The organism is Clostridium sp. AF21-20LB, from assembly GCF_003478795.1.
GTDB lineage: Bacteria > Bacillota > Clostridia > Lachnospirales > Lachnospiraceae > Otoolea > Otoolea fessa.
Genome location: NZ_QUGD01000001.1, coordinates 255,054 through 277,598, shown reverse-complemented (window position 1 = coordinate 277,598; position 22,545 = coordinate 255,054). Strand labels below are relative to the sequence as shown.

The window sequence follows — 22,545 nt, the reverse complement described above, 5'->3', positions numbered from 1 at the left end:
AAGGAGAAAACCAACATGTACGATTATTTAATAGTAGGCGCCGGTCTCTACGGTGCCGTATTCGCCCATGAGGCGAAGAAAGCGGGCAAGAAGGTTCTGGTGATTGACCGCCGCCCGAATATTGCAGGAAATGTGTATACAGAGCCGATGGAGGGCATCCAGGTTCACAAGTATGGCGCGCATATTTTCCACACGAATAATAAGGAAGTCTGGAATTATGTAAATCAGTTCGCGGAGTTTAACCGTTTTACGAACTCTCCGGTGGCGAATTACCACGGCGAGCTGTATTCCCTGCCGTTTAATATGTACACCTTCAACAAGATGTGGGGTGTCGTGACTCCGCAGGAGGCAGCGGCGAAGATCGAGGAACAGCGCAAGGCAGCAGGCATCACGGAGCCGAAGAACTTGGAGGAGCAGGCGATCAGCCTGGTTGGTACGGATATTTATGAGAAGCTGATCAAGGGCTATACCCAGAAGCAGTGGGGAAGAGAGTGCAAGGATCTTCCGTCCTTCATCATCAAGCGTCTTCCGGTTCGTCTGACTTTTGACAACAACTATTTTAACGCCCTGTATCAGGGAATTCCGGTGGGCGGCTATACGAAGATGGTTGCCAATATGCTGGACGGCATCGAGGTTCGCCTGGAAGAGGATTATTTTGAGAATAAGGCTGATTGGGATGCGATGGCAAAGAAGGTAGTTTACACCGGCGCGATCGATGCGTATTTTGAGTATTCGCTGGGCGTTCTGGAGTATCGTTCTGTGCGCTTTGATACCGAAGTGCTGGATATCCCGAATTTCCAGGGCAATGCGGCAGTGAACTATACAGATGCGGAGACTCCGTGGACGCGTATTATCGAGCATAAATGGTTTGAGTTTGGTAAGGATGCCGATGGCAATGATCTGCCGAAGACGGTCATCAGCCGTGAGTACAGTTCGGAGTGGAAGTTAGGCGATGAGCCGTACTATCCGGTCAATGATGCGAAGAATGGTGCTCTGTATGAGAAGTACAAAGAGCTGGCCAAGAAGGAAGAGAAGGTAATCTTTGGCGGCCGTCTGGGCGAGTATAAGTATTATGATATGGATGCGGTGATTGCTTCGGCGTTGGAGCTGGTGAAGAAGGAGCTGTAGGAGAATTTTTGATTTTTATCCGGATCGGCGGATGGTTTCGGAATCATGAAATGGATGGGAAGCTATCTGCTGATTCAGATAAAATGGTGAAATGAAAATTGCAAAATTTAGTATTTCAAAAATAAAGCATAATAAAACATCTTGAATACAGATAAAAGATATGCTATAGTAGAAATAGGAAAGCCAGAGACATACGGCCTGCCGAAATGAAACAGCTAATCTCTTATGAGACCAGCCGCCCCTATTGCAGTAGTGGCGGCTATTTTCTTCTCGTGAAGATTGTATAACACAATCCTACGAGAGCGACAATGAATATTCCAGACTGAATTAAATCCGAATATGTAATATACATTGTTATCGCCCTCCTTTCTGTCATTGGTATGACGAGATGCTGGAGGGGAAGCCCTCCAAAAGTAGGGGGCAGGTCGCCTTTCATATGCTCTGACTTTCCATAATTTTAATTTATCATAATTATAATGTGAGATCAATAAAAAACACATCTAAACTGTGCAAATGATATTTTTGAAAATGCATAAACTATGCACGTCATTGATTCGGCATCAATTTTTCCAAATCCTCCATCATTCTCCCCAAATCCCGTTCCACCACCTCATACACCAGCACATCCGGCTTATTTTCGTTCAAAAATTCCGGCTCAAATACCTGCCAGTGGTAAAAATCGGTATACGCAAAGTATTTCGGCAGTCCGGCCAGCAGGGCGGTTCCGAAGGAGTCGCGGTAAATCGCGATGCGGCGCGGGTCGGGCGTCTGGACTGCTGAGATGTGGGCGATGTTGCCATCGTCAGAGGCACTGTCGTAGTGGATGGTTACGTTGTTTCGATACCCGGATACATCTGCTTTGGTATCGTCGCACATGGATTCTGGCATGTGGAACAGGTTCGCCAGATCGCCCGGATCGCGTGGCTCATAGGTGACAGTGACGTCCTCGATCGGCGTGGAGGTGCCGCCAGCGGCATCGATGATCTGCCCGGAGACGAGAAATCCGGCAGCATCGTTCCAATGGGTGTCGGTTTTGAAATACCACTGATAGTCCCGGCGGTTTTTGAGCTCCGGGTATGGATTGACAACTGGGACATTTGTGTGTATTTCCAGATAATCGAGCAGTTCACTGCGGCGGGTAGGTCCGTCCGGTGCGGTGAAGCCATCCGGGAGGAATTCGCTGTATACACCTTCTTTGTTGGGCGCACACAGGAAGATAAATTCAGTTCCCTGTTTTTCCCAGGCATCGTGAACGGTCTGGAGTTTTTCGGCCAGCATACGAAGTTCCCCGGCGGAAAAACGGTTGGTGCCGAGGAAGTCCTCGACAGAGCTTCCGAGCGTGTAAAAGTACCAGCCATCTTTTCCGGTGATGACGTCCTGCGAGTCTCCGAACTGGAATAAGGAGAGGTTTAAGCGGGCGTTCAGGCTTAAGAAGCGGTTGCGGAACGCCGCGTGGTCGTTGATCCAGTCCTCAACACCGGATGGAAAGGTATCGATGGTTTCCAGCGACAGAGTTGGAAATGCCGCCAGACTGCGGTTTTCGCCGGTGCCCTCATCGGCTGTGGTTTTCAGGATAGGAAACAGCAGGTTGGGGGAGAGGATGCAGGCGAAGAAGACTGCGATCATGATATGAGTGCGTTTCATAGGATAAAGTCCTCAATTCATAAATTTTTATTCATTTCTTGAATTTTCCGTAGTGTTTATGGTTTCATTGATAGCATTTTCGGAAGATTCGCCGTTTACCTCTTTTTGAATAGTAGCTTCTTCCGGTATATTTGTTTTTTTCAGTTCATCGTCCTTTTTCGGCTTTTCAGCCGCTTCGGAAGCATCGGTTTCTTCTATTATTTCTGCGTCCTCCACCGCCTTCTCCGTCGTTTTCTCCACCAAATCAAACGTTACCTGCGCCTTAAACAGATCCCCATCGATATACAAACTAAACTGCCCGTTCTGCAATTCCGTCAGATCTTTGGCGATCGATAGTCCCAGCCCGCTTCCCTCGGTGGTGCGGGCGACGTCGCCGCGCACGAAACGTTCGGTCAGCTCGTCGGCACGGATGTTGAGCGGATTGGCAGATATATTTTTGATGGTGAAGACTGCCTGGCCAGCAGTACCGGTTTCTGGATTTCCGGGAACGCGGGCGAGGTCTACGTAGACGCGGCTGCCCTCCATCGCATATTTGCAGACATTGTTGTACAGGTTTTCAAGTACGCGCCACAGGCGGCGTCCATCGGCGCGGATCATCAGCGGTTCCCGCGGGGCATTGATGATGAGCTGCAGATGTCTGGCATCCAGTTTTTCTTCAAATTCGCCGTTGGTCTGAAATGCCATCTGGACGAGGTCAATGTCGGTAAATTCAAGCTTCACATTGCCGGAGCTTGCCTTGGATGCCTCGACGAGGTCTTCAATCAGTGTTTTGAGACGCTGTGATTTCTGGTCGAGCACATCAAGATAGGCGTTGATCCGCGCATCTTCAATATGTTCCCGTTTCATTAGGTTTACATAATTTATAATCGAGGTCAGCGGCGTTTTGATGTCGTGTGAAACGTTGGTAATCAGGTTGGTTTTGAGGCGTTCGCTCTTCATTTTCTCCTGAAGGGCGGTTTCAAGACCGGAACTGATGTTGTTGAGTCCCTCTGCCAGCGTGAGCTCCGGACCGTCAAATTCATCGAGATCAAGCTGATAGCTGGTCTCCCCGGCGGAGAGCTGGCGGACGGCATCGCGGATGGATTCCTGTTCGCTTGCCTGCCGGAACAGTATGTAAAAGATCCACAGGTTAAACAGCAGAAATACCAGCACAGTCAGACCTGTCAGCAGGTAAACAACGTATAAATTTGCATACACGCGGTCCCAGAAATACCAGGCAAGGCTGATAAGCGCTGTGTTGATTGCAAGATAGAGAACAAATCCGATGCCTAGGCGGCTGCGGAAGTTCTGCCGTGTTTTGAGGATCAACATTTTCTTCTGAATCCGGCAGATCAGGCTGGAGGTCCACAGGGTACCGGCGCGGTAGCGGCGCAGGAGGCTGAAAAAGAGCAGCAGTCCGCCCAGATACAGGACCAGCGCCTGCAGGCTGTGATCGGAGAAGTACCAATACTGCGATGGAATGACCAGATGCAGGATGCGGATGAGAATCAGGTCGCTTACAACCAGGGCGATCGCGGTCATGGCGGCAAAAAAGACGATGCCGGTTTCAGTGCCGCTCTTGTCGAAGCCGTGCAGCGTCACGTCGAAGCTGCGGTAACTCTGGTAGCCGGACACCCGGAACAGAAACAGGAAGCTTAAAAGCAGTCCGATCGTTGCAAAGATTGTCAGTGCAAATCCGGTCAGATACAGGTGCTGCCGGTGCAGGTATGCGGTATGCGTGCGCGCGTAAAGGTCAGTGACTGGATAATTTGTATCGATTCCGATCAGCAGATAATAGTCGCTGCCGGTGTACGGGTTATTGGATGCCAGTGCGGAAATGCTGCTGAGCGGGATCGCTTTCATGTTGGTGTCGTAGAAAACGGAATTGCCCGGCAGGTACGCGTAGCGCCCGTATTCCTTGACATTTTCCGGTGTCAGGGAATCGGTGTTTGTAAACTGGGTTGTTTCGCTCTGATCCGAATCTGGCTCCGTGTACTGGATTTTAAAATGCAGGTTGGATGGATTGGCGACGAAACGGTTATACACTGTGTAATAACGATGCAGTGTGTCCATGATCTCGACCGCCGCATCCTCCAATGTGCTGCGCTTCCGGCTGGCAGAACGGTAGCTGTAGATCCGCTGCGGCTCTTGAACCGACCATTCGACGTAGCCTTCGCGGCTCTTGACGCCGTCTGCCGGTTCAGAAACCTTCTGGCAGTTAAAGTCGTCGTCGAGCTGGTACCCCATGGATTCCAGATAGGAAATCAGGGAGGACAGGGAGAAATTTTCGGTCTCGCTTGGTCCAAAGGTCATTTTGAGCATCCGGCGCGAGAGGTCGATCGAGCTGTCGGCACCGAAGACGTCCTGATATTCCATATATAGGAAGATATCGTTCAGATCGTTATTAAATTGTGTGTTAAATTCCGCGGTGTCCTCATAAGGAACCGAGCCAATGCCGGTCAGCCCCAGCCCGAAATTTCCATTGATATACATGAGGCTGATACCGATGAGTCCCAGAATCAGGAAAAACAGATGCGCGAGGCTGGCGATCCATTTCTGGATCTGCATCGGAATATGTGAGAGTTTTGTCATAAATTTTGCAACTCCTAACTTCTGTTAGATGGATGATTCACATTTTTACTGCTTCTCAATTTTATATCCAACACCCCAGACAACCTTCAGATAGCGCGGCTCCCTCGGGTTAATTTCGATCTTTTCGCGGATATGGCGGATATGAACCGCAACTGTATTGTCCGCGCCGATCGCCTCCTCATTCCAGATCGCCTCGTAGATCTGGTCGATGGAGAAGACTTTTCCGGCGTTTTTAACGAGCAGAAGCAGGATGTTGTACTCGATCGGTGTCAGCTTGATGAGTTCGCCGTCCACGGTTACTTCCTTATTTTCATCGTTGATCTGCAAGCCGCCGCATTTGAATACGTGGTTGCCCATCTGATTGTTCATATTTCCCAGCTGCGTGTAGCGGCGGAGCTGAGATTTCACGCGGGCGACCAGTTCCAGTGGGTTAAACGGCTTCGTGATATAATCATCTGCCCCGATATTTAAGCCCAGAATCTTGTCCGCATCCTCAGACTTCGCGGAAAGAATAATGATCGGGATGCTGCTGGTTTCACGCACCTTCAGCGTCGTCCGGATGCCATCTAACCCTGGCATCATAACGTCCAGAATCATCAAATTCACGGTGTGCGTTTTTAAAAGTTCCAGTGCCTCCGCGCCGTCATATGCCTTGATAACCTCAAATCCCTCACCGGTTAAGTATATGTCAATCGCTTCCACGATCTGTTTGTCATCGTCACATACAAGAATACTCTGCATAGCAACTCCTCCTTTTAATAGGGTAATATATAGATAATATAGTATACAAATTTCTGTATAGATACAATAAAGATACCTATGTCTTATAATTATACAACGAAAAAGGAAACCGCGGTATCCTAATTTTTATGTATTTCAAGTGATGCGTATTTCAGGAGAAGAGCCGCCCCCAATCTGTAGGAAACATCACTCGCGCCGGCACTTAGCGAGGTTTTTTCGAGCTTAGTGTCCGCTGCAGCGAGTGCAAGAGCGAGAGCGTTTTCCGGAAGATTGGGGGCGGCTCTTCTCTGTCCGGGTTGCGTCTTCTCACCAGAATCCTGCCGTTCATTTACAAGTTATCCTTGACAAACCCCAGATTCTCCGCTACACTCTAAATTAATTTGAATATCAAACCATTTGAAATTAAAACTATCTTTTATAGAAGAAGCGGAGTTAAACGAGAAAATGACAGCTAGAATCATTGGAATCGGCGCGTATGCGCCGGAGCAGGTTGTGACGAATCAGGATTTGACGAAATTTCTTGATACAAATGATGCCTGGATCCGGGAACGGACGGGTATTGGAGCCAGACATATCTCGACGAGCGAGGGAACCTCGGCGTTGGCGACAGAGGCGGCGAAGCGCGCGATCGCGGACGCGGGCATTTCTCCGGAGGAGATTGAGATCGTGATCGTGGCGACGTCTTCCCCGGATCGGGCGTTCCCGAGTGCGGCGGCGGATGTACAGGGAGCCATCGGGGCGAAACATGCGGTGGCGTTTGACATCACGGCGGCATGTTCCGGATTTATTTACGCCTTACATATTGTGCAGGGATTTATTCAGGCGGGCATCTATAAGACGGCGCTGATCATCGGAGCGGAGACGCTGAGCAAGGTGTTAGACTGGACGGACCGCAGTTCCTGCATCCTATTTGGCGATGGCGCGGGCGCGGCGGTTGTTCGGGCGGACGAGACGGGTGTGGTGAAGACGCTGGTCGGCAGCGATGGAACGAAGAACGACGTTCTGTACTGCCAGGCGAGAAGTCTTGAAAACTGCCTGACGGGCGGCAGACCGGAGCTTGGTTTTATGCAGATGGACGGTCAGGAGGTGTTCAAGTTTGCGGTTAAGAAAGTACCGGAGATTGTGAATGCGATTCTGGAGGAGACCGGAACGGACCGCGAGGCGGTACAGCATTATCTGCTGCATCAGGCGAATATCCGGATTCTGGAAGCGGCGTCCCGTCGTCTGAAGGTTCCGATGGATAAGATTCCGGTCAATATCGAGCGCTACGGCAATACATCGGCGGCTTCTATTCCGATTCTCCTGGATGAAATGCACCGGGACGGACGATTAAAACGCGGCGATACGCTGGTGATGGCAGGTTTTGGCGCGGGTCTTACCTGGGGCGCGGCATTGATGACCTGGTAGGTGCCTGGAGAAGCAAAAAATATATAGCAAAACTAATGTACATTATTCTATTTTTTGATAAAATATAAGAACAGTGATTGCATTTTTGCGGTCACAAAAAGAAAATTCATTTAAAAAGGAGATGAACGATGTTAGAGAAAATGAAAGAAATTATTGCAGAGCAGCTGAGCGTAGACGCAGATTCCATTACCGAGGCTTCCTCTTTCAAGGATGATCTGGGCGCTGATTCCCTGGATCTGTTTGAATTAGTTATGGCTCTGGAGGATGAGTACTCCGTAGAGATCCCGGCAGAGGATCTGCAGAACCTGGCAACGGTAGGCGATGTTATGAACTACTTAAAAGAAAAAGGTGTAGAGGCATAATGAAAACAAAGATCACAGAAATGTTGGGGATTGAATACCCGATTATTCAGGGCGGCATGGCATGGGTGGCAGAACATCACCTGGCAGCAGCCGTTTCTGAAGCTGGCGGTCTGGGCTTAATTGGCGGCGCCAATGCACCGGGTGAGGTTGTCCGCGAGGAGATCCGCAAGGCGAGAGAGCTGACAAAGAAGCCGTTTGGCGTCAATGTCATGCTGATGAGCCCGCATGCGGACGATGTGGCAAAGGTAGTTGTGGAAGAAGGCATCAAGGTTGTAACGACCGGCGCCGGTATTCCGGGCAAATACATGGGTATGTGGAAGGAAGCCGGCATTAAAGTGATTCCGGTTGTCGCTTCGGTTGCACAGGCGCGTCTGATGGAGAAGAGCGGCGCAGATGCAGTCGTTGCAGAAGGCATGGAGTCCGGTGGACACATCGGCGAGGCGACGACGATGACGCTTGTTCCTCAGGTGGTAGATGCGGTTTCGATTCCGGTGATTGCAGCCGGAGGTATCGCAGATGGACGCGGCATTGCGGCGGCATTTATGCTGGGCGCAGAGGCGGTCCAGATGGGAACCCGCTTCGTCGTATCTAAGGAATCCATCGTAAGCCAGGCTTACAAGGACAGAGTCATCAGGGCAAAGGATATTGATTCAACCGTAACCGGTATGAGTCACGGACATCCGATCCGCTGTCTTAGAAATAAGATGACGAGAGAGTATCTGAAGTTAGAAAAAGAGGGACGCCCCTTTGAAGAACTGGAGTATTTAACTCTTGGTACACTTCGGAAAGCAGTCATGGAAGGCGACGTGGACAACGGAACTGTCATGGCTGGTCAGATTGCAGGTATGGTGAAAAAAGAGCAGACCTGCAAGGAAATGATTGAAGAAATGATGGCCCAGGCGGAGGCGCTTTTGGGCAGAAAGTAGAGAGTGAGTGTAACGCTATGAGCAAAATTGCATTTATTTTTCCGGGTCAGGGCGCACAGACCACTGGCATGGGACAGGATTTTTATCAGGAAACGGAAACGGGACGCGGGATGTTTGAGAAAGCAAGTGAGATCCTTGGATTTTCAATGACCGATCTTTGCTTTGATCCAGAGCAGACGGACCGTCTGAATATCACGGAGTATACGCAGCCGGCGATGGTAACCGCCAGCCTTGCGATGATGCGTGTATTCATGGAACGTACTGGAATCCGCCCGGATGTGGCTGCGGGTCTGAGCCTGGGAGAATATCCTGCAATGGCAGCTGCAGGCGTTATGTCTGACGAAGATGCCATCCGTACCGTACGGCAGAGAGGTATCCTGATGCAGGGCGAAGTCCCGGTTGGTCAGGGTGCCATGTCTGCTGTACTGGCGATGGATGCAGAGAAGATTGAAGAGGTGATTGCGCCAATCGACGGCGTGCAGATTGCCAACTACAACTGTCCGGGACAGATCGTTATCTCCGGTAAGACAGAGGCGGTTGCCGAGGCAGGAGAGAAATTGAAGGAAGCGGGCGCAAAACGCGTTCTTCCGTTAAAGGTAAGCGGACCGTTTCATTCCAAGATGTTAGTGGGAGCTGGCGAGAAGCTTGGAAAGGTACTCGATACCGTTGAGATCCATACACCGGAGATTCCGTATATTGCGAATGTGACGGCAGATTATGTGACCGATGCAGTCGATGTAAAGCCGCTTCTGATGAAGCAGGTTTCTTCCTCCGTCCGCTGGGAGCAGACGATTCGGAAGATGTTGGCAGACGGTGTGGACACATTTATTGAGATCGGACCGGGCAAGACCCTGACTGGTTTCATGCGTAAAATCGACAAAAACGCGAAGGCGTTCAATATAGAGAAACTGGAAGATATCGACAAAGTAAAGGAGGCGCTTGGATGTTAAATGGAAAAGTAGCAGTTGTGACAGGTGCCAGCCGCGGCATTGGCCGTCAGATCGCTATTTCGATGGCGAAAGAGGGCGCTGTGGTGATCGTCAATTATAATGGCTCTGCGGCAAAGGCAGAGGACGTTGTGAAGGAAATTACCGAGGCAGGCGGACAGGCGGAAGCCGTTCAGTGCAATGTATCGGATTACAGCGCGGCAGAGGCGTTCTTAAAGGACATTATCAGCCGCTATAAGAGAATTGATATTCTGGTAAACAATGCGGGTATCACCCGTGACAATCTTCTGATGAAGATGAGCGAGGAAGAGTTTGATGCTGTTATCGATACGAACTTAAAGGGCGCATTTAACTGCATTAAGCACGTATCCCGCCAGATGTTAAAGCAGAAGGGCGGACGCATCATCAATATTTCCTCCGTTTCCGGCGTGATGGGAAATGCAGGACAGGCAAATTACTGTGCGTCCAAGGCGGGCGTGATCGGACTGACTAAATCCGTGGCAAGGGAGATTGGAAGCCGTGGTATCACGGTCAACGCGATTGCACCGGGATTTATTGATACGGAAATGACCGCCGTTCTTCCGGACGATGTGAAGAAGGCGATGGGCGAGCAGATTCCGTTAAAACGTTTCGGTACGACCGAGGATGTAGCGCAGGCAGCCGTATTTCTGGCTTCTGACCGCGCAGCCTACATCACAGGACAGGTTCTGTGCGTGGACGGCGGAATGGCGATGTAGGGAAAAGGTGCTTTACAGATAGGCACTTTTGGAACCGAAAGTGGCGTACGATAACGTAGTAGCAGCAGATTTTGCCGATTTGGAATGCGAAGCATCGGCAAAATCGTGTCGCAGTTTGCACAACGTGTGAACTGTGACGATAGAAAGGCAGGTTTTTAGATGGGAAATAAGACACGTGTAGTAGTAACCGGTCTGGGAGCGATCACTCCGATTGGAAATGACGTAGCAAGCTTCTGGCAGGGATTAAAGGATAAAAAAGTCGGTATCGCGCCGATCACATATTTTGATACAACCGATTATAAGGCAAAGCTGGCAGGCGAGGTGAAGGATTTTGATCCGAAGAAATACATGGATCCGAAGGCAGCGAGACGTATGGAGCCGTTTTCCCAGTATGCGGTAGCGGCAGCTGGTGAGGCGATCGCACAGGCGGGTCTGGATATGGAAAAAGAGGATCCGTTCCGCGTGGGAACCAGCATCGGTTCCGGTATCGGAAGCTTACAGGCGATGGAACGTGAGCACAAAAAAATGCTGGAAAAAGGACCGAACCGCGTGAACCCGCTGCTCGTTCCGATGATGATCAGCAACATGGCAGTCGGCAATGTGGCAATGCATTATGGTTTAAAGGGCAAATCCATCAACGTGGTAACTGCCTGTGCGACCGGTACGAACTCTATCGGTGAGGCGTTCCGCTCGATCCAGTACGGCGAGGCAGACGTGATGGTAGCCGGTGGTACCGAGTCTGCGATCACACCGCTCGGTATGGCAGGTTTCGCGGCTCTGACGGCTCTTTCTACCAATGATGACCCGGAGACGGCATCCCGTCCGTTTGATAAGGACCGCGATGGTTTCGTCATGGGCGAGGGCGCTGGTATCGTAGTTCTGGAGTCCTTAGAGCACGCGCAGAAGCGTGGCGCAAAGATTCTGGCAGAGGTAGTCGGCTACGGCGGAAGCAACGATGCATTCCACATCACTTCCCCGGCAGAGGATGGAAGCGGCGCAGCGTATGCGATGGAGATGGCGCTCAAGGATGCAGGTATCGCACCGGAGAAGATTGATTACATCAATGCACATGGAACCAGTACACACCATAACGATCTCTTCGAGACGATGGCAGTGAAAAAAGCGCTGGGCGACCACGCTTACAAGGTAAAAATTAACTCCACTAAGTCGATGATTGGACACCTTTTAGGTGCAGCGGGCGGTGTTGAGTTTATCGCCTGCGTGAAATCCATTGAGGATGGATTTGTACACGCAACCGCAGGTTTAAAAGAGGCAGGCGAGGGCTGCGATCTGGATTACACGATGGGCGAGGGTGTTCCGATGGATATCCACTATGCCCTGACCAACTCCCTGGGATTTGGTGGTGTCAATGCCAGCCTGGTAATCAAGAAATTTGAGGACTAAATATAATTTGAGGACGTTTTTGTGTGGATGATTGAATGATTGGAAGCAGCGCACTGGAGCTGGCGGAAGAGACTTGCAGCATACAAAAATGATGTCTGGGAAAGCGAAAGAGGTAACTGAAATTATGATGGGAATTAAAGAGATCCAGGAGATCATCCCGCACCGTCATCCGTTTCTTTTGATCGACTGTATCGAGGAAGTGACACCGGGCGAGGGTGCGGTTGGATATAAAAATGTAACATACAACGAGCCGTGGTTTGCAGGTCATTTTCCGCAGGAGCCGGTCATGCCGGGCGTCCTGATCGTGGAGGCGCTGGCGCAGGTCGGCGCGGTTGCGATTTTAAGTGAAGAAGGAAATAAGGGCAGGACGGCATATTTCGGGGCAATCAACAACGCAAAATTCAAGAAAAAGGTAGTTCCGGGCGACAAGTTAAAGCTGGAGTGCCATATCATCAAGAGAAAAGGACCGGTCGGCATCGGAAGTGCGACGGCAACCGTCGATGGCAAGCTGGCTGTTTCCGCAGAGCTGACGTTTATGATTGGCTAATAAGTGAGGTTGAATAAGAGATGTTTAAAAATCTGTTTAAGAAATCGTATACTTCGATCAATACAAACGACCACGGTTCTGCCGGCGTAAGCCGTGCGGAGAGCGCGAAAGCAGATAAAAGGGCGGCAGAGGCAGCACAGGAAAAACCGGAGAAGATTCCGAGCCGTCCGACGGCGATGACGCCGGAAAGTCTGCGTTCTTTATGGCGTAAGTGTAATAAATGTGAGAAACCAATTCTGGTGCAGGATGTCAAGGACAACCTGTATGTGTGCCCGCGCTGCGGCGGATATTTCCGGATGCATGCGTACCGCCGGATTGAGATGCTGATCGATGAAGGTACCTTTGAAGAGTGGGATAAGGAGATGTCTGTGGTCAATCCGCTTGCATTTCCGGGCTATGAGGCAAGGTTGAGGCAGCCAGAGAGAAAACTGAGTTAAATGAGGCGGTTGTCACTGGTAAGGGAAAGATTCACGGTTATGAGACTGTGATTGCGGTCTGCGACTCCCGTTTCCTGATGAGCAGCATGGGTCACAACATGGGAGAGAAGATTGCTCGTGCGGTAGAGCGTGCGACCGAGGAACGGCTTCCGGTTATCATCTACGCGGCTTCCGGCGGCGCGAGAATGCAGGAGGGCATGATCTCCCTGATGCAGATGGCGAAAACTTCCGCAGCCTTAAAACGTCATTCCGAGGCGGGACTTCTCTACATAAGCTTTATGACAGATCCGACCACCGGCGGCGTAACGGCAAGCTTTGCGTCCCTGGGCGATATCATCCTGGCAGAGCCGGGAGCGCTGATTGGATTTGCGGGTCCGCGTGTCATCGAGCAGACGATCGGCCAGAAGCTCCCGGAGGGCTTCCAGAGAGCCGAGTTCCAGCTGACACACGGTTTTGTGGATCAGATCGTGGAAAGAAAAGATCAGAAGCGTGTTCTGGGACAGATTTTGAAGCTTCACAGCCAGGAGCATGGCTGGGAGAAATGGAACGACGAGGCGGAGAACCACACAGAAGCGGCATCTGCATCCAAGGCAGAAAAAGCAGCTTCTGTGGCGGAAGGCAAGTTAAAGAGCCGGAAAGCACCGTTCTCCGGTATCATGCGCCAGAAGACCTTAAATAAGATCGCAGGTCGAGAGAGAGACGCCTGGGAGGCAGTACGCCAGTCCCGTAGCGCCGGACGTCTGAACGCCAGCGATTATATCCGGATCCTGTTTGACGATTTTACCGAGTTCCACGGCGACCGGTATTATGGCGATGATATGGCGGTCATCGGCGGTGTGGCATCCTTCTATGGAATGCCGGTCACGGTCATTGGACAGGAGAGAGGTAAATCCCCGAAAGACAGCATGAAGCACAACTTCGGCATGCCGTCTCCGGAAGGATACAGAAAGGCGCTCCGTCTGATGAAACAGGCGGCGAAATTTAACCGTCCGATCATCTGTTTTGTCGATACGCCAGGTGCATTCCCGGGTATGGAGGCAGAGGAGAGAGGCCAGGGCGAGGCGATTGCCCGCAACCTCTTTGAGATGTCGGATATGAAGGTGCCGATTCTGGCGATTATCACCGGTCAGGGCGGCAGCGGCGGCGCACTGGCGCTGGCGGTTTCCAACGAGGTATGGATGATGGAGAATGCGACCTACTCGATCCTTTCTCCGGAGGGCTTTGCTTCGATTCTGTGGAAAGATGCCAAGAGAGCCAGCGAGGCGGCGAAGGTCATGAAGATGACGGCAGAGGATCTGTATGAGCTTGGCATGATCGAGCGCATTATCTGCGAGGATGAGCCGGCAACCGATGACAACATCGAGGAGATCGGACGCATCATCGACCGCCATATGCGTGAGTTCTTCCAGTCCTGCGCGGAAAAGACACCGGATGAGATCGCGGAGCAGCGGTATGAACGTTTTAGAAAAATCTAAAAAATAGATATTGAAAGGGGGTTGCCGCGCGGCGGTCCCCTTTGTGAATATAGGAGATCGTATGAGTACAATTTTATCACAGTTAAAACCGCTGAAAATTGGTGATCTGACGGCGAAGCTTCCGATCATCCAGGGCGGTATGGGGGTTGGCATCAGCCTGTCCTCGCTGGCAGGAGCCGTGGCGGGGGCTGGCGGCATCGGCATTATTTCCACTGCCCAGATCGGTTTCCGGGAGCCGGATTTTGCCGAACATCCGCAGGAGGCAAACCTGCGCGCGATCGGTTCAGAGTTACAGAAGGCGCGCGCGATCGCGAAGGGCGGCATCGTGGGCTTTAATATCATGGTGGCAACGAAAAACTATGCGGAGTACGTTAAAACGGCGGTCAAGGCGGGCGCTGACCTGATCATATCGGGCGCAGGACTTCCTGTTTCCCTGCCGGAGTATGTGAAAGGGACGGCGACGAAGATTGCGCCGATCGTTTCCTCCGTTAAGGCGGCGACGGTCATCTGTCGGATGTGGGACCGCAAGTACCAGACCGCACCGGATCTGGTGGTCGTTGAGGGACCTCTGGCGGGCGGACATCTGGGATTTGACCGTGAGAAGCTGACCGAGCTGGAGGTAGACACGCCGCACGCAGCCGAGACATTCCATCAGGCGGAATATGACGAGGAAGTGCGGGGAATTATCGCGCTGGTTAAAAAATACGCGCAGAAATATGGCAAATCGATTCCGGTTGTGACGGCTGGCGGCATCTACGACCATGCGGATGTGATGCACCAAATGGAGCTTGGCGCGGACGGCGTGCAGGTGGCAACCCGTTTTGTGACAACCGAGGAATGCGATGCACCGATGGCATATAAGCAGGCATATCTGGATGCGAAGGAAGAGGACATCGTGATTGTCAAAAGTCCGGTCGGCATGCCGGGACGTGCGATCAAGAATGCGTTCTTAAAAGAACTGGAAAAAGGAAGACAGGCAGTGACACACTGTTACCAGTGTCTGGAACACTGTGATCCGGCGAAGATCCCATACTGCATCACGCAGGCACTCGTCAATGCCGCCCGCGGTGATGAAGATCATGCGTTGATTTTCTGCGGCGGAAACGCGTGGAGAGCAGAGAAAATCGAGACGGTTGAGGGCGTGATGCGGGCGCTGTGCGAAGGGTAGGATAGATCTTGGCACCATAGATTTTGGCAGAGTTCAGGGATAAGCCAAGATGAAACTTGCAAATAGTTTGATATAAGATGCAAAAATATAAAAAGAGGGTTTGCAAAATGCAGCCCTCTTTTTATATTTATCTTAAAAATCATCCCCTAAAACGATTCAAACAAGCATAAATTTCCTGCACGCGCGGCATTGCCAGTCCCATGACCGCATATGAAGCATCGCTGAACACAGAGAGCCCGTCTGCTTCATAGGCTTTTAAGAGTGTGGCAACCGTTTCCTGTACGGTGCAGCGCTCCAGAAGCCCTTTTTCCAGGCAGTAGCGCACCATCTGGGCGAGTGCGGCGGTCTGCTCGCTGTCGGCAAGCTGTTCGACGAAGCGCAGATCGACCGGCTCTTTGGCAACCTGGAAAGAGTGTTTGTCGTGGACACGGACTTTGATACGCGTGTTCCGGTCGGAATTTCGGTCAGCTTCGCGGCGTCCTCCGCGACCGCGTTCAAAGCGTCCTGCATCGGAGGCGCTGCCGCCGCGATTGCCAAACCGTCCGGAACGACCGCTGTTTTCGCCCTCTTCCTGAGATTCACCGCCTGCTTCTGCGCGGTTGTCGCCAAAATTCAGCGCCATCGCGCCCACAGCCCGTCCTGTTCCGTCAGCCGCCAGCTTCCGTCCAGCCGTCGGGAGCTTGAACCCAGGTGCCTGGATGGCGGGTTTGGAAGCCTCCTGTTCGCAGGCATTTTTTACCATCTCCGTGATATCAAACGGGCGGTATGCATCCATCTGGATAATAGTGTCTGCGATGAAGAAGTAGGCGCCGGAGCTTCCAGCTACGAGGACGGTGGAGATGCCTGCCTGCTTGTAGAGATCGCGGGCGCGTTCGATGAACGGGGTGATCGGCTCTTTATCGCGGCTGACGATGCGCTGCATCAGGTCGTCCCGCAGCATGAAGTTGGTAGCGGAGGTGTCCTCGTCGATCAGGAAAGCGCGGGTTCCTGCTTCAATGCTTTCGATCACGCTGCCGCCTGGGAGGTACTGCCGCTGGCATCGGCGGTGGAAAAGCAGGTGGTGTCTTTTTTGTTCGGCAGATCCCGGATAAAGAGGGAAATATCAACGTGGTTGATGCTGCGTCCATCCTCGGCGCGCAGCTTGACTGCGGTTTCATCGGTGATGACATATTCACGTCCATCCCCTGGAATATGGTTGTAGACGCCGGATTCCAGCGCTTTTAGCAGTGTGGATTTGCCGTGGTAGCCGCCGCCCACGATCAGGGTGATGCCGCGGTGGATTGCCATGCCGGAGATCGGACCGTGTCCCGGAAGATTCAGAGTGATTCTTAAGGAATCCGGGGAATGGAACGCCACACTGCCCTTCATCGGACGGTCGGAGACGCCGGTTTCACGCGGCAGGATTGAGCCGTCTGCGACGAAGGAGATGAGGTCTAAGCGTTTCAGCTCATTGCGGATAAAATGCTGATCGTCTGCCAGCGTAATGCGTTTTTTGATTTCAGCGGTGTTCTGGCGGCGGTAGAAAAAGACGTTTTCGACACAGCCTGGAAGAAAATCAAAGAAAATCCGGATCAGTTCACCGGAGTTGATGGTGCGCCCGAATGCCGGGAAACCAACCTCAAAACGGGCTGTAATCTCATTTCTCCCGATCTCGCAGGCGGTCCGGGAGAGGATCTCCTGACCGGGGCGGCTGGTGGCGATCAGACCACTTTTTCCAGAACCTTTTGCCTTGAAAGAAAGACGACCGATTTCACGGGAAAAACAGCGGAGCAGGTAATCTTCAAGCGCTGTTTTTTTCCACGGCGTATCAAAGAGCTCTGCCGGAAATCCGGCTTTCGCGTGGCGGACCTGGATACTGACCTTGGAAGGGGACGCAAACGGGTCACCCTGTACATGGTCGATGGATAAAATATACGTATTAAAATCATAAGCGCCGCGCACGTCCTTGTAAGCCGGATAGCTTTTGTGATCGATGGAGGTGAGGAGACGCTTTAAATCTGCGGATTGTTTCATTTTGAATACCTCGTTTTCATAATATTAAATCATATTTCAATGTCTTCACGGTTTTTGGCAGGAGAATCCATATAAAATGGCCTTTTTCAAAGAATGTCTGTCATGTGAAGGAGATGATAGTTCTTATTTTAAAGATCCAAATTCTGAAATGCAAGCGGAATGGACGAAAAGAAACGATATAATTGTATCTATTTATGATGGTGTATATTTGGCGTCTTTTTATACTTGTCTGAGTATAAAATGTTCTGAGCGTACCATATGACAGCAGGGAGGTAGATGCATGTTAAATGCACTCTGGGCGTTTATGATGCTTACGGGGCTTGGCTGGGCGGCGGTGCATGGGACGCTGGGGGCGGTGACGGAGGGAATGCTTGCAGCGGCGGGGGATGCAGTCTCGCTGGGAATCACGATGCTGGGGGTGATGGCGTTCTGGACGGGAATTTTGGAGATCGGACGGCGGGCGGGGCTGATTGAGCAGTTGTCGGCGGGGATGCGGCCGGTGCTTCATTTCCTCTTTCCACGCATTCCAGCGGGTCATCCGGCGCTTTCTTCGATGGCCGCCAATATGATTGCCAATATGCTGGGGCTTGGCTGGGCGGCGACCCCGGCGGGGCTTACGGCGATGAAGGAGCTGGAAGAACTGGAGGAGGAACGGAGAGCGGAGGGGGATCCGGCGGCGGTCACACAGGGAACGGCGAGCGATGAAATGTGTACGTTTCTGGTCGTAAATATTTCATCGCTGCAGCTCATTCCTATCAATATGATCGCCTACCGGAGCCAGTACGGATCGGCGCATCCGCTGGCAGTGGCCGGTCCGGCGTTCCTGGCGACCTGTATCAGCACGCTGGCGGGAGTGGCGGTGTGCCGCGTGATGTGCAGGAGAAAGCAATATAAATCAATAAAAAAGGATGGCTGGAAATAGAAAACGCAATTTGGCGTCATGTAGGGGGAAAATTTCACACAAAAAACAAATTTATCCCCTATAATGCCCTTGTTAAAATAAGGGGCTCTGGAAACAGATCCGTTATCATAGAACGCGGATTCAAACCATACATATAAAACAAGTATAGACACGGGAGCCGTCGAATGCGCTGCATCAATTACCTCTCTGAATACCTGGTTCCGGTTGTTTTGTTTTATATCGTTGGGTTTGCGGTGCTTCAGAAACGCCCGGTTTTTGATGATTTTATCGAAGGGGCGCTTGCGGGGCTTAAAACGGTGGCTGGAATCCTGCCGACGCTGGTGGGACTGATGGCGGCGGTCGGCGTGCTTCGGACCTCCGGTTTTCTCGATTTCCTCTCCGGGGTGCTGGCGGGACCGGCGGCATTTCTGCATATACCGGCACAGGTGGTTCCGCTGCTTCTGGTGCGTCTGGTGTCCAGTTCGGCGGCGACGGGGCTGCTCTTAGATATTTTTAAAACGTATGGACCCGATTCGCGGCTCGGCATGATGGTGTCGGTTCTTGAGAGCTGCACGGAGACGGTTTTTTATACGATGAGTGTCTACTATCTGACCGTGCGGATCTCAAAGACGCGATGGACGCTTGCGGGGGCGCTGATTGCAACGTTCGCGGGGCTTGTGGCGAGTATCTTATGTAGTGCCATGGTAACTGTTCACGGGTAGGCACTTTTGGAACCGAAAGTGCCGTAAGAAAACGTGGTGGCAGCAGGAATTTGCCGTATTTAAATGCGAAGCCACGGCAAATTCCGTTACTGGGCACGTGTGCGTGAACAGTAACAAGTGCTATGGTATAAGAGAAGATGTAAGAAATTTGCTAGTTGTCTTGCCGCACAGAATATTGTATAATCGGTAGGGTAAATTGCCGTTTTGCGCGCTGAAACCAAGGATGAGAGGGAAAACTGTGGGAAATTATGAGACGCTGAATGAGCTTCTGGTGACGCTGTTCCGCGATGTGATGGACATAGAACAGAAGGTAATCATTACGCCGGAGTTTAAAGACATCACGAATAACGATATGCATGTGATCGAAGCGATCGGGATTGGTGAACCGAAAAATATGTCATCGATCGCCAGAGAACTGTCCGTTACGGTGGGAACGCTCACGATTGCCATGAACAGCCTGGTCAAAAAGGGCTATGTGGAACGAAGCCGGGGACTCGAGGATCGGCGGGTCGTATATATTTCTCTTTCAGAGCGGGGCAGAAAAGCGTATGGGCATCACGCCCGGTTCCACCGGGAGATGATCGAGAGCCTGACAAGCGATCTGTCGGAAGATGAGATGCAGACGTTGGTAAAGGCGCTGATGAAGCTGAATCAGTGGTTTAGGAGTAAGGATGGGCAGCGGTAAAAAGAATGGATGTAGTCTGCACTGGATGGAAACAGGTGTGAAAGACAAAAACGGTTGCGAAAACCGTGAAGCAACTGCTGCGAGGAGAATACAAGGAGGTACATTATGAAGAAATTTATGGTAATGGCAGCTGGTCTTATGATGGCAGCTGTTCTGGGCGCATGTGCGCCGACGGCAAGAAATACAGGAGAAACCAGCGAACATGGAACTGCCCCGGCAGGTGCGGCGCAGCAGGAGACTGTAGACGGCGTGGCTGAGAAAGAAAGCATGGTGGTAACGGATGCAGATCCGACGGTAACCGTTTGCGTATATTCTGTAAAATCTGATAAGAGCGGCTTAAAACAGAATATGGATGGCATTGACGGCGATGAGCTGGATGCACAGGAACTGCTTGATAAGATGGCAGAGGTGGGCGTCATTGAAGAGGGAATCACCGTGGATAAATTTGAGCAGAAGGACGGCGCCCTGACGCTGGATCTCTCCTCCTTAAAGGAGTCCTCTGACAAGCTGGTTGTCATGGCCATTGCCAATACATTTATCCAGAACTACGAGGCAAAGACGCTGGAGTTGAGCGTAGCAGGCGAGAAGATCGGCGACGGTCCGATGAGCTTTGAGAAGAATTACAAGAAAGTAAACTAAAGCATGAAAATGCGAAAAGAGCGGGATCCCTGAAGTATGCGGATGCATACAGGGAGACTCCGCTCTTTTTCCATTATACGTGCAATTTCTCCGTCATCAGCCATGTTTGAAAATACGGTTTGATGACCCGGAAGGAAGCGCCGTCCATGTTCAGGATGAACTGGTGGAAGCTCTTGGCGTTGAATTTGTTTCCAAGTACCTCCTCGGCTTCCTGGCGCATGGTCAGAATTTCCAGATAGCCGGTATAGTATTTCAGGTAATTGCCCGGATTATCAATGATTGCCAGGTATATCTCGTGCGCGGATTCCGGATCCGTAAATCCGTAGGAATTTTCCAGATAACTGGTGGTTGTGGCGAGATCCCAGCCATCATAGTGGATGCAGATGTCGAGAAGCGCGTACAGCCCGTAGCTGCTGGCTTCGCTGCAGCGCATCAGCGGTTTGACCGCTTCCGGCAGTCCGTTGTCGAAGGAGTAGGCGTACAGTTCGCTGTAGAGTCCCCAGCCTTCGTTGTAGCCGCCGCAGGCAAGAAGCCGCCGTACCGGAACCGGCTCCCGGTCATTGAAATAAGCCGACTGGTAGAGATGCCCCGGATAGCCCTCGTGCGCCAGCATGGTGTAGAGGTTCTGCTCAGTGCTTGCTTTTTCGTTGATGTAAATGGTGTTGGAACCGTCGGAATCGATTGGCGGTACGAGGAAAAACGCCGGGGACAGGGAAGATTCCAGCGCTTCCGGGACGTATTTGAGCGTGTAGGAGGTATCTGTAAGCGCCGGGAAATCATCCTGAATCTGCGTCTGTAAATTCTGAAGGATCTCATCCGGATCGGAGAGTGTGATGGCAGAGTCGGTCATCTGCCGGACGAGTTCCGGATGTTCCTTTAAGCGGACGCGGATTTCGGATAAATCTGCCTGCATCTGCTTCTCAATCCGCGTTTTGAGCGCATCGACCGAAGAATCTGTGCCGGTCAGCGCCGCCGCAAGATAGGCATAATACTCCCTGCCGTGTTCGTAGGTGCTAAGTCCTCCTGCCTCCGGATGGGAGCCCTTGAGCGATTCCAGTGCTTTAGAGAGGTTTGTATATGCCGGGATAAAGTGTTCCTTTAAAATGGTCAGATGTTTTGCTTTATAGGACGCCTTTTCTGCATTGCTTAAGCCCTCAACTGCATTTAAGCGGGAGGCAAATGTTTCCGTCAGCAGGCTGTTTTCCGGGCGGATGAGGTAGCTTTTACAGGATTTTAAAATCCGGTCGATGGTGTCGTCGGACGGTGCGAGACCGGCGTCTGCCTGCGCCTGTTCATACGCTGCGAGCTGCTTGTAATATGTGTCGATCTGCGAAAGCAGTGCCAGGTAATGGTCGATGTCGGCACGGTTGTAAAATGTATATTCGGCTAATAAGGTCGGAAGTTCCGCCTGCGTGCCGATCAGGGCGCTTAACGGCTGATTGTAGAGTTCCAGTCCCTTCGAGCCGGCTTCCGTCTCCAGTGTGTCCTTCATCATCCGGTATGTGAAGAGCTGGTCGGAGGTCAAGAGAGAGGTATCAAAGGAAGAAAGTTCCTCAAGAACGGCCGCGTTTTCTTCGGAATCTTTTTGAAGCTGTTCCAGGGAATATTCTGGAAATTTCATCTCCGGTTCGGTGATACCGTAATTTTCCGGATTCCGGACAAGAAAATGAAGGGAGAGCGGATCGTCCTGCACGCTTTCCTGAAATTGGTGTGCCAGAAACGCATCAAAACGCGCCTGTTCGCTGGCAGCATCGGACGATGCATTGGAAGGAGAACCAGTCTGCCCGGAAGCGGCGTAGGATTCGGCGGGGGTTCCTGAGCCGGAAGAACCAGCGCATCCGGAGAGCGCCAGGGCAGCAGCTGCAGCGATCGCGAGCGCTGTGCGCGGCAGGGGCGGGAAGGAAAAGCGTTTCTGCATAATATAATACCTCCAAAACAAATATATATGTCTGCAAGTATACCATACTTGACAAAGGGATGCAAAACAGATAGACTTAATCTATATATTTATATATGAAGAAAAGGCAGAGAAAAGAAGGTGGCTTGCCTTTAATCGCAGATGGAAAACCATGGGCGGTTAGAGGCTTTTTT

General features: G+C 51.6%; 17 protein-coding genes and 2 pseudogenes. 14 read left to right on the top strand and 5 right to left on the bottom strand.

What is annotated here, in order from left to right; translation table 11 throughout:
- The first annotated feature begins 15 nt into the window (after positions 1-15).
- Positions 16-1,128 (top strand): UDP-galactopyranose mutase, encoded by a 1,113-nt coding sequence (gene glf, locus DWX76_RS01435; protein ID WP_107000857.1) that lies wholly within the window; start codon positions 16-18, stop codon positions 1,126-1,128.
- Positions 1,129-1,674: 546 nt separating this feature from the next.
- Here glf and DWX76_RS01430 read toward each other — a convergent pair.
- Genes DWX76_RS01430 through DWX76_RS01420 form a run of 3 tightly spaced genes read right to left on the bottom strand, consistent with a single transcriptional unit; the run spans position 1,675 to position 6,084 of the window.
- On the bottom strand, positions 1,675-2,772 hold the full coding sequence (locus tag DWX76_RS01430) for an alginate O-acetyltransferase AlgX-related protein (protein ID WP_118569987.1): 1,098 nt from the start codon (positions 2,770-2,772) through the stop codon (positions 1,675-1,677).
- A 27-nt stretch (positions 2,773-2,799) separates the two neighbouring features.
- Complete coding sequence (locus DWX76_RS01425; RefSeq protein WP_118471600.1) at positions 2,800-5,343, bottom strand: sensor histidine kinase; 2,544 nt, start codon at positions 5,341-5,343, stop codon at positions 2,800-2,802.
- A 45-nt stretch (positions 5,344-5,388) separates the two neighbouring features.
- Positions 5,389-6,084, bottom strand: coding sequence for a response regulator transcription factor (locus tag DWX76_RS01420; protein WP_022360531.1), 696 nt, complete (start codon positions 6,082-6,084; stop codon positions 5,389-5,391).
- Between the two features lie 444 nt (positions 6,085-6,528).
- Here DWX76_RS01420 and DWX76_RS01415 point away from each other — a divergent pair, with 444 nt between their 5' ends.
- The 9 genes and pseudogenes from DWX76_RS01415 to DWX76_RS01375 all read left to right on the top strand — a co-directional run bounded on the left by DWX76_RS01415 (position 6,529) and on the right by DWX76_RS01375 (position 15,494).
- Positions 6,529-7,491 carry a beta-ketoacyl-ACP synthase III gene (locus tag DWX76_RS01415; RefSeq protein WP_118523435.1) on the top strand — a complete coding sequence of 321 codons (963 nt, stop codon included), beginning with the start codon at positions 6,529-6,531 and terminating at the stop codon, positions 7,489-7,491.
- 128 nt (positions 7,492-7,619) lie between these two features.
- Positions 7,620-7,853: an acyl carrier protein gene (gene acpP, locus DWX76_RS01410; RefSeq protein WP_022360533.1), complete on the top strand. Its 234-nt coding sequence runs from the start codon at positions 7,620-7,622 to the stop codon at positions 7,851-7,853.
- Entirely contained in the window at positions 7,853-8,779 is a 927-nt protein-coding gene (gene fabK, locus DWX76_RS01405) for an enoyl-[acyl-carrier-protein] reductase FabK (protein ID WP_118569986.1), read from the top strand. Before acpP ends, fabK begins: the two co-directional genes overlap by 1 nt.
- A gap of 17 nt (positions 8,780-8,796) precedes the next feature.
- Positions 8,797-9,729 (top strand): ACP S-malonyltransferase, encoded by a 933-nt coding sequence (gene fabD, locus DWX76_RS01400; protein WP_118569985.1) that lies wholly within the window; start codon positions 8,797-8,799, stop codon positions 9,727-9,729.
- Positions 9,723-10,463 carry a 3-oxoacyl-[acyl-carrier-protein] reductase gene (gene fabG / locus DWX76_RS01395; RefSeq protein ID WP_107000852.1) on the top strand — a complete coding sequence of 247 codons (741 nt, stop codon included), beginning with the start codon at positions 9,723-9,725 and terminating at the stop codon, positions 10,461-10,463. The genes fabD and fabG overlap by 7 nt, the downstream gene beginning before the upstream one ends.
- Before the next feature lie 159 nt (positions 10,464-10,622).
- A complete protein-coding gene (gene fabF / locus DWX76_RS01390; protein ID WP_107000851.1) occupies positions 10,623-11,867 on the top strand; it encodes a beta-ketoacyl-ACP synthase II in 1,245 nt (414 codons plus the stop codon).
- Positions 11,868-11,991: 124 nt separating this feature from the next.
- Positions 11,992-12,414, top strand: a complete 423-nt coding sequence (gene fabZ / locus DWX76_RS01385; protein ID WP_022359380.1) for a 3-hydroxyacyl-ACP dehydratase FabZ — start codon at positions 11,992-11,994, stop codon at positions 12,412-12,414.
- Between the two features lie 20 nt (positions 12,415-12,434).
- Positions 12,435-14,326 (top strand): annotated as a pseudogene (accD, locus tag DWX76_RS01380) (acetyl-CoA carboxylase, carboxyltransferase subunit beta).
- Positions 14,327-14,387: 61 nt separating this feature from the next.
- Positions 14,388-15,494 carry an NAD(P)H-dependent flavin oxidoreductase gene (locus tag DWX76_RS01375; protein WP_107000849.1) on the top strand — a complete coding sequence of 369 codons (1,107 nt, stop codon included), beginning with the start codon at positions 14,388-14,390 and terminating at the stop codon, positions 15,492-15,494.
- Positions 15,495-15,633: 139 nt separating this feature from the next.
- Here DWX76_RS01375 and DWX76_RS01370 read toward each other — a convergent pair.
- Positions 15,634-17,507, bottom strand: a pseudogene (locus DWX76_RS01370) (ABC-ATPase domain-containing protein).
- A 280-nt stretch (positions 17,508-17,787) separates the two neighbouring features.
- Here DWX76_RS01370 and DWX76_RS01365 point away from each other — a divergent pair.
- The 4 genes from DWX76_RS01365 to DWX76_RS01350 all read left to right on the top strand — a co-directional run bounded on the left by DWX76_RS01365 (position 17,788) and on the right by DWX76_RS01350 (position 20,454).
- A complete protein-coding gene (locus DWX76_RS01365; protein WP_118569984.1) occupies positions 17,788-18,429 on the top strand; it encodes a nucleoside recognition domain-containing protein in 642 nt (213 codons plus the stop codon).
- Between the two features lie 164 nt (positions 18,430-18,593).
- Positions 18,594-19,130 (top strand): hypothetical protein, encoded by a 537-nt coding sequence (locus DWX76_RS01360; RefSeq protein WP_022359373.1) that lies wholly within the window; start codon positions 18,594-18,596, stop codon positions 19,128-19,130.
- A 238-nt stretch (positions 19,131-19,368) separates the two neighbouring features.
- Entirely contained in the window at positions 19,369-19,815 is a 447-nt protein-coding gene (locus tag DWX76_RS01355; protein ID WP_022358468.1) for a MarR family winged helix-turn-helix transcriptional regulator, read from the top strand.
- Positions 19,816-19,920: 105 nt separating this feature from the next.
- Entirely contained in the window at positions 19,921-20,454 is a 534-nt protein-coding gene (locus DWX76_RS01350; RefSeq protein WP_022358467.1) for a GerMN domain-containing protein, read from the top strand.
- 73 nt (positions 20,455-20,527) lie between these two features.
- Here DWX76_RS01350 and DWX76_RS01345 read toward each other — a convergent pair whose 3' ends face one another.
- Positions 20,528-22,372, bottom strand: coding sequence for a DUF885 domain-containing protein (locus DWX76_RS01345; protein WP_118569983.1), 1,845 nt, complete (start codon positions 22,370-22,372; stop codon positions 20,528-20,530).
- Positions 22,373-22,545 lie beyond the last annotated feature (173 nt).

Bases quoted from the DNA above. Each gene is read 5' to 3' on its own strand.
- glf (WP_107000857.1), top strand. From the start codon at position 16: ATGTACGATTATTTAATAGTAGGCGCCGGTCTCTACGGTGCCGTATTC.
- DWX76_RS01430 (WP_118569987.1), bottom strand. From the start codon at position 2,772: ATGAAACGCACTCATATCATGATCGCAGTCTTCTTCGCCTGCATCCTC.
- DWX76_RS01425 (WP_118471600.1), bottom strand. From the start codon at position 5,343: ATGACAAAACTCTCACATATTCCGATGCAGATCCAGAAATGGATCGCC.
- DWX76_RS01420 (WP_022360531.1), bottom strand. From the start codon at position 6,084: ATGCAGAGTATTCTTGTATGTGACGATGACAAACAGATCGTGGAAGCG.
- DWX76_RS01415 (WP_118523435.1), top strand. From the start codon at position 6,529: ATGACAGCTAGAATCATTGGAATCGGCGCGTATGCGCCGGAGCAGGTT.
- acpP (WP_022360533.1), top strand. From the start codon at position 7,620: ATGTTAGAGAAAATGAAAGAAATTATTGCAGAGCAGCTGAGCGTAGAC.
- fabK (WP_118569986.1), top strand. From the start codon at position 7,853: ATGAAAACAAAGATCACAGAAATGTTGGGGATTGAATACCCGATTATT.
- fabD (WP_118569985.1), top strand. From the start codon at position 8,797: ATGAGCAAAATTGCATTTATTTTTCCGGGTCAGGGCGCACAGACCACT.
- fabG (WP_107000852.1), top strand. From the start codon at position 9,723: ATGTTAAATGGAAAAGTAGCAGTTGTGACAGGTGCCAGCCGCGGCATT.
- fabF (WP_107000851.1), top strand. From the start codon at position 10,623: ATGGGAAATAAGACACGTGTAGTAGTAACCGGTCTGGGAGCGATCACT.
- fabZ (WP_022359380.1), top strand. From the start codon at position 11,992: ATGATGGGAATTAAAGAGATCCAGGAGATCATCCCGCACCGTCATCCG.
- DWX76_RS01375 (WP_107000849.1), top strand. From the start codon at position 14,388: ATGAGTACAATTTTATCACAGTTAAAACCGCTGAAAATTGGTGATCTG.
- DWX76_RS01365 (WP_118569984.1), top strand. From the start codon at position 17,788: ATGTTAAATGCACTCTGGGCGTTTATGATGCTTACGGGGCTTGGCTGG.
- DWX76_RS01360 (WP_022359373.1), top strand. From the start codon at position 18,594: ATGCGCTGCATCAATTACCTCTCTGAATACCTGGTTCCGGTTGTTTTG.
- DWX76_RS01350 (WP_022358467.1), top strand. From the start codon at position 19,921: ATGAAGAAATTTATGGTAATGGCAGCTGGTCTTATGATGGCAGCTGTT.
- DWX76_RS01345 (WP_118569983.1), bottom strand. From the start codon at position 22,372: ATGCAGAAACGCTTTTCCTTCCCGCCCCTGCCGCGCACAGCGCTCGCG.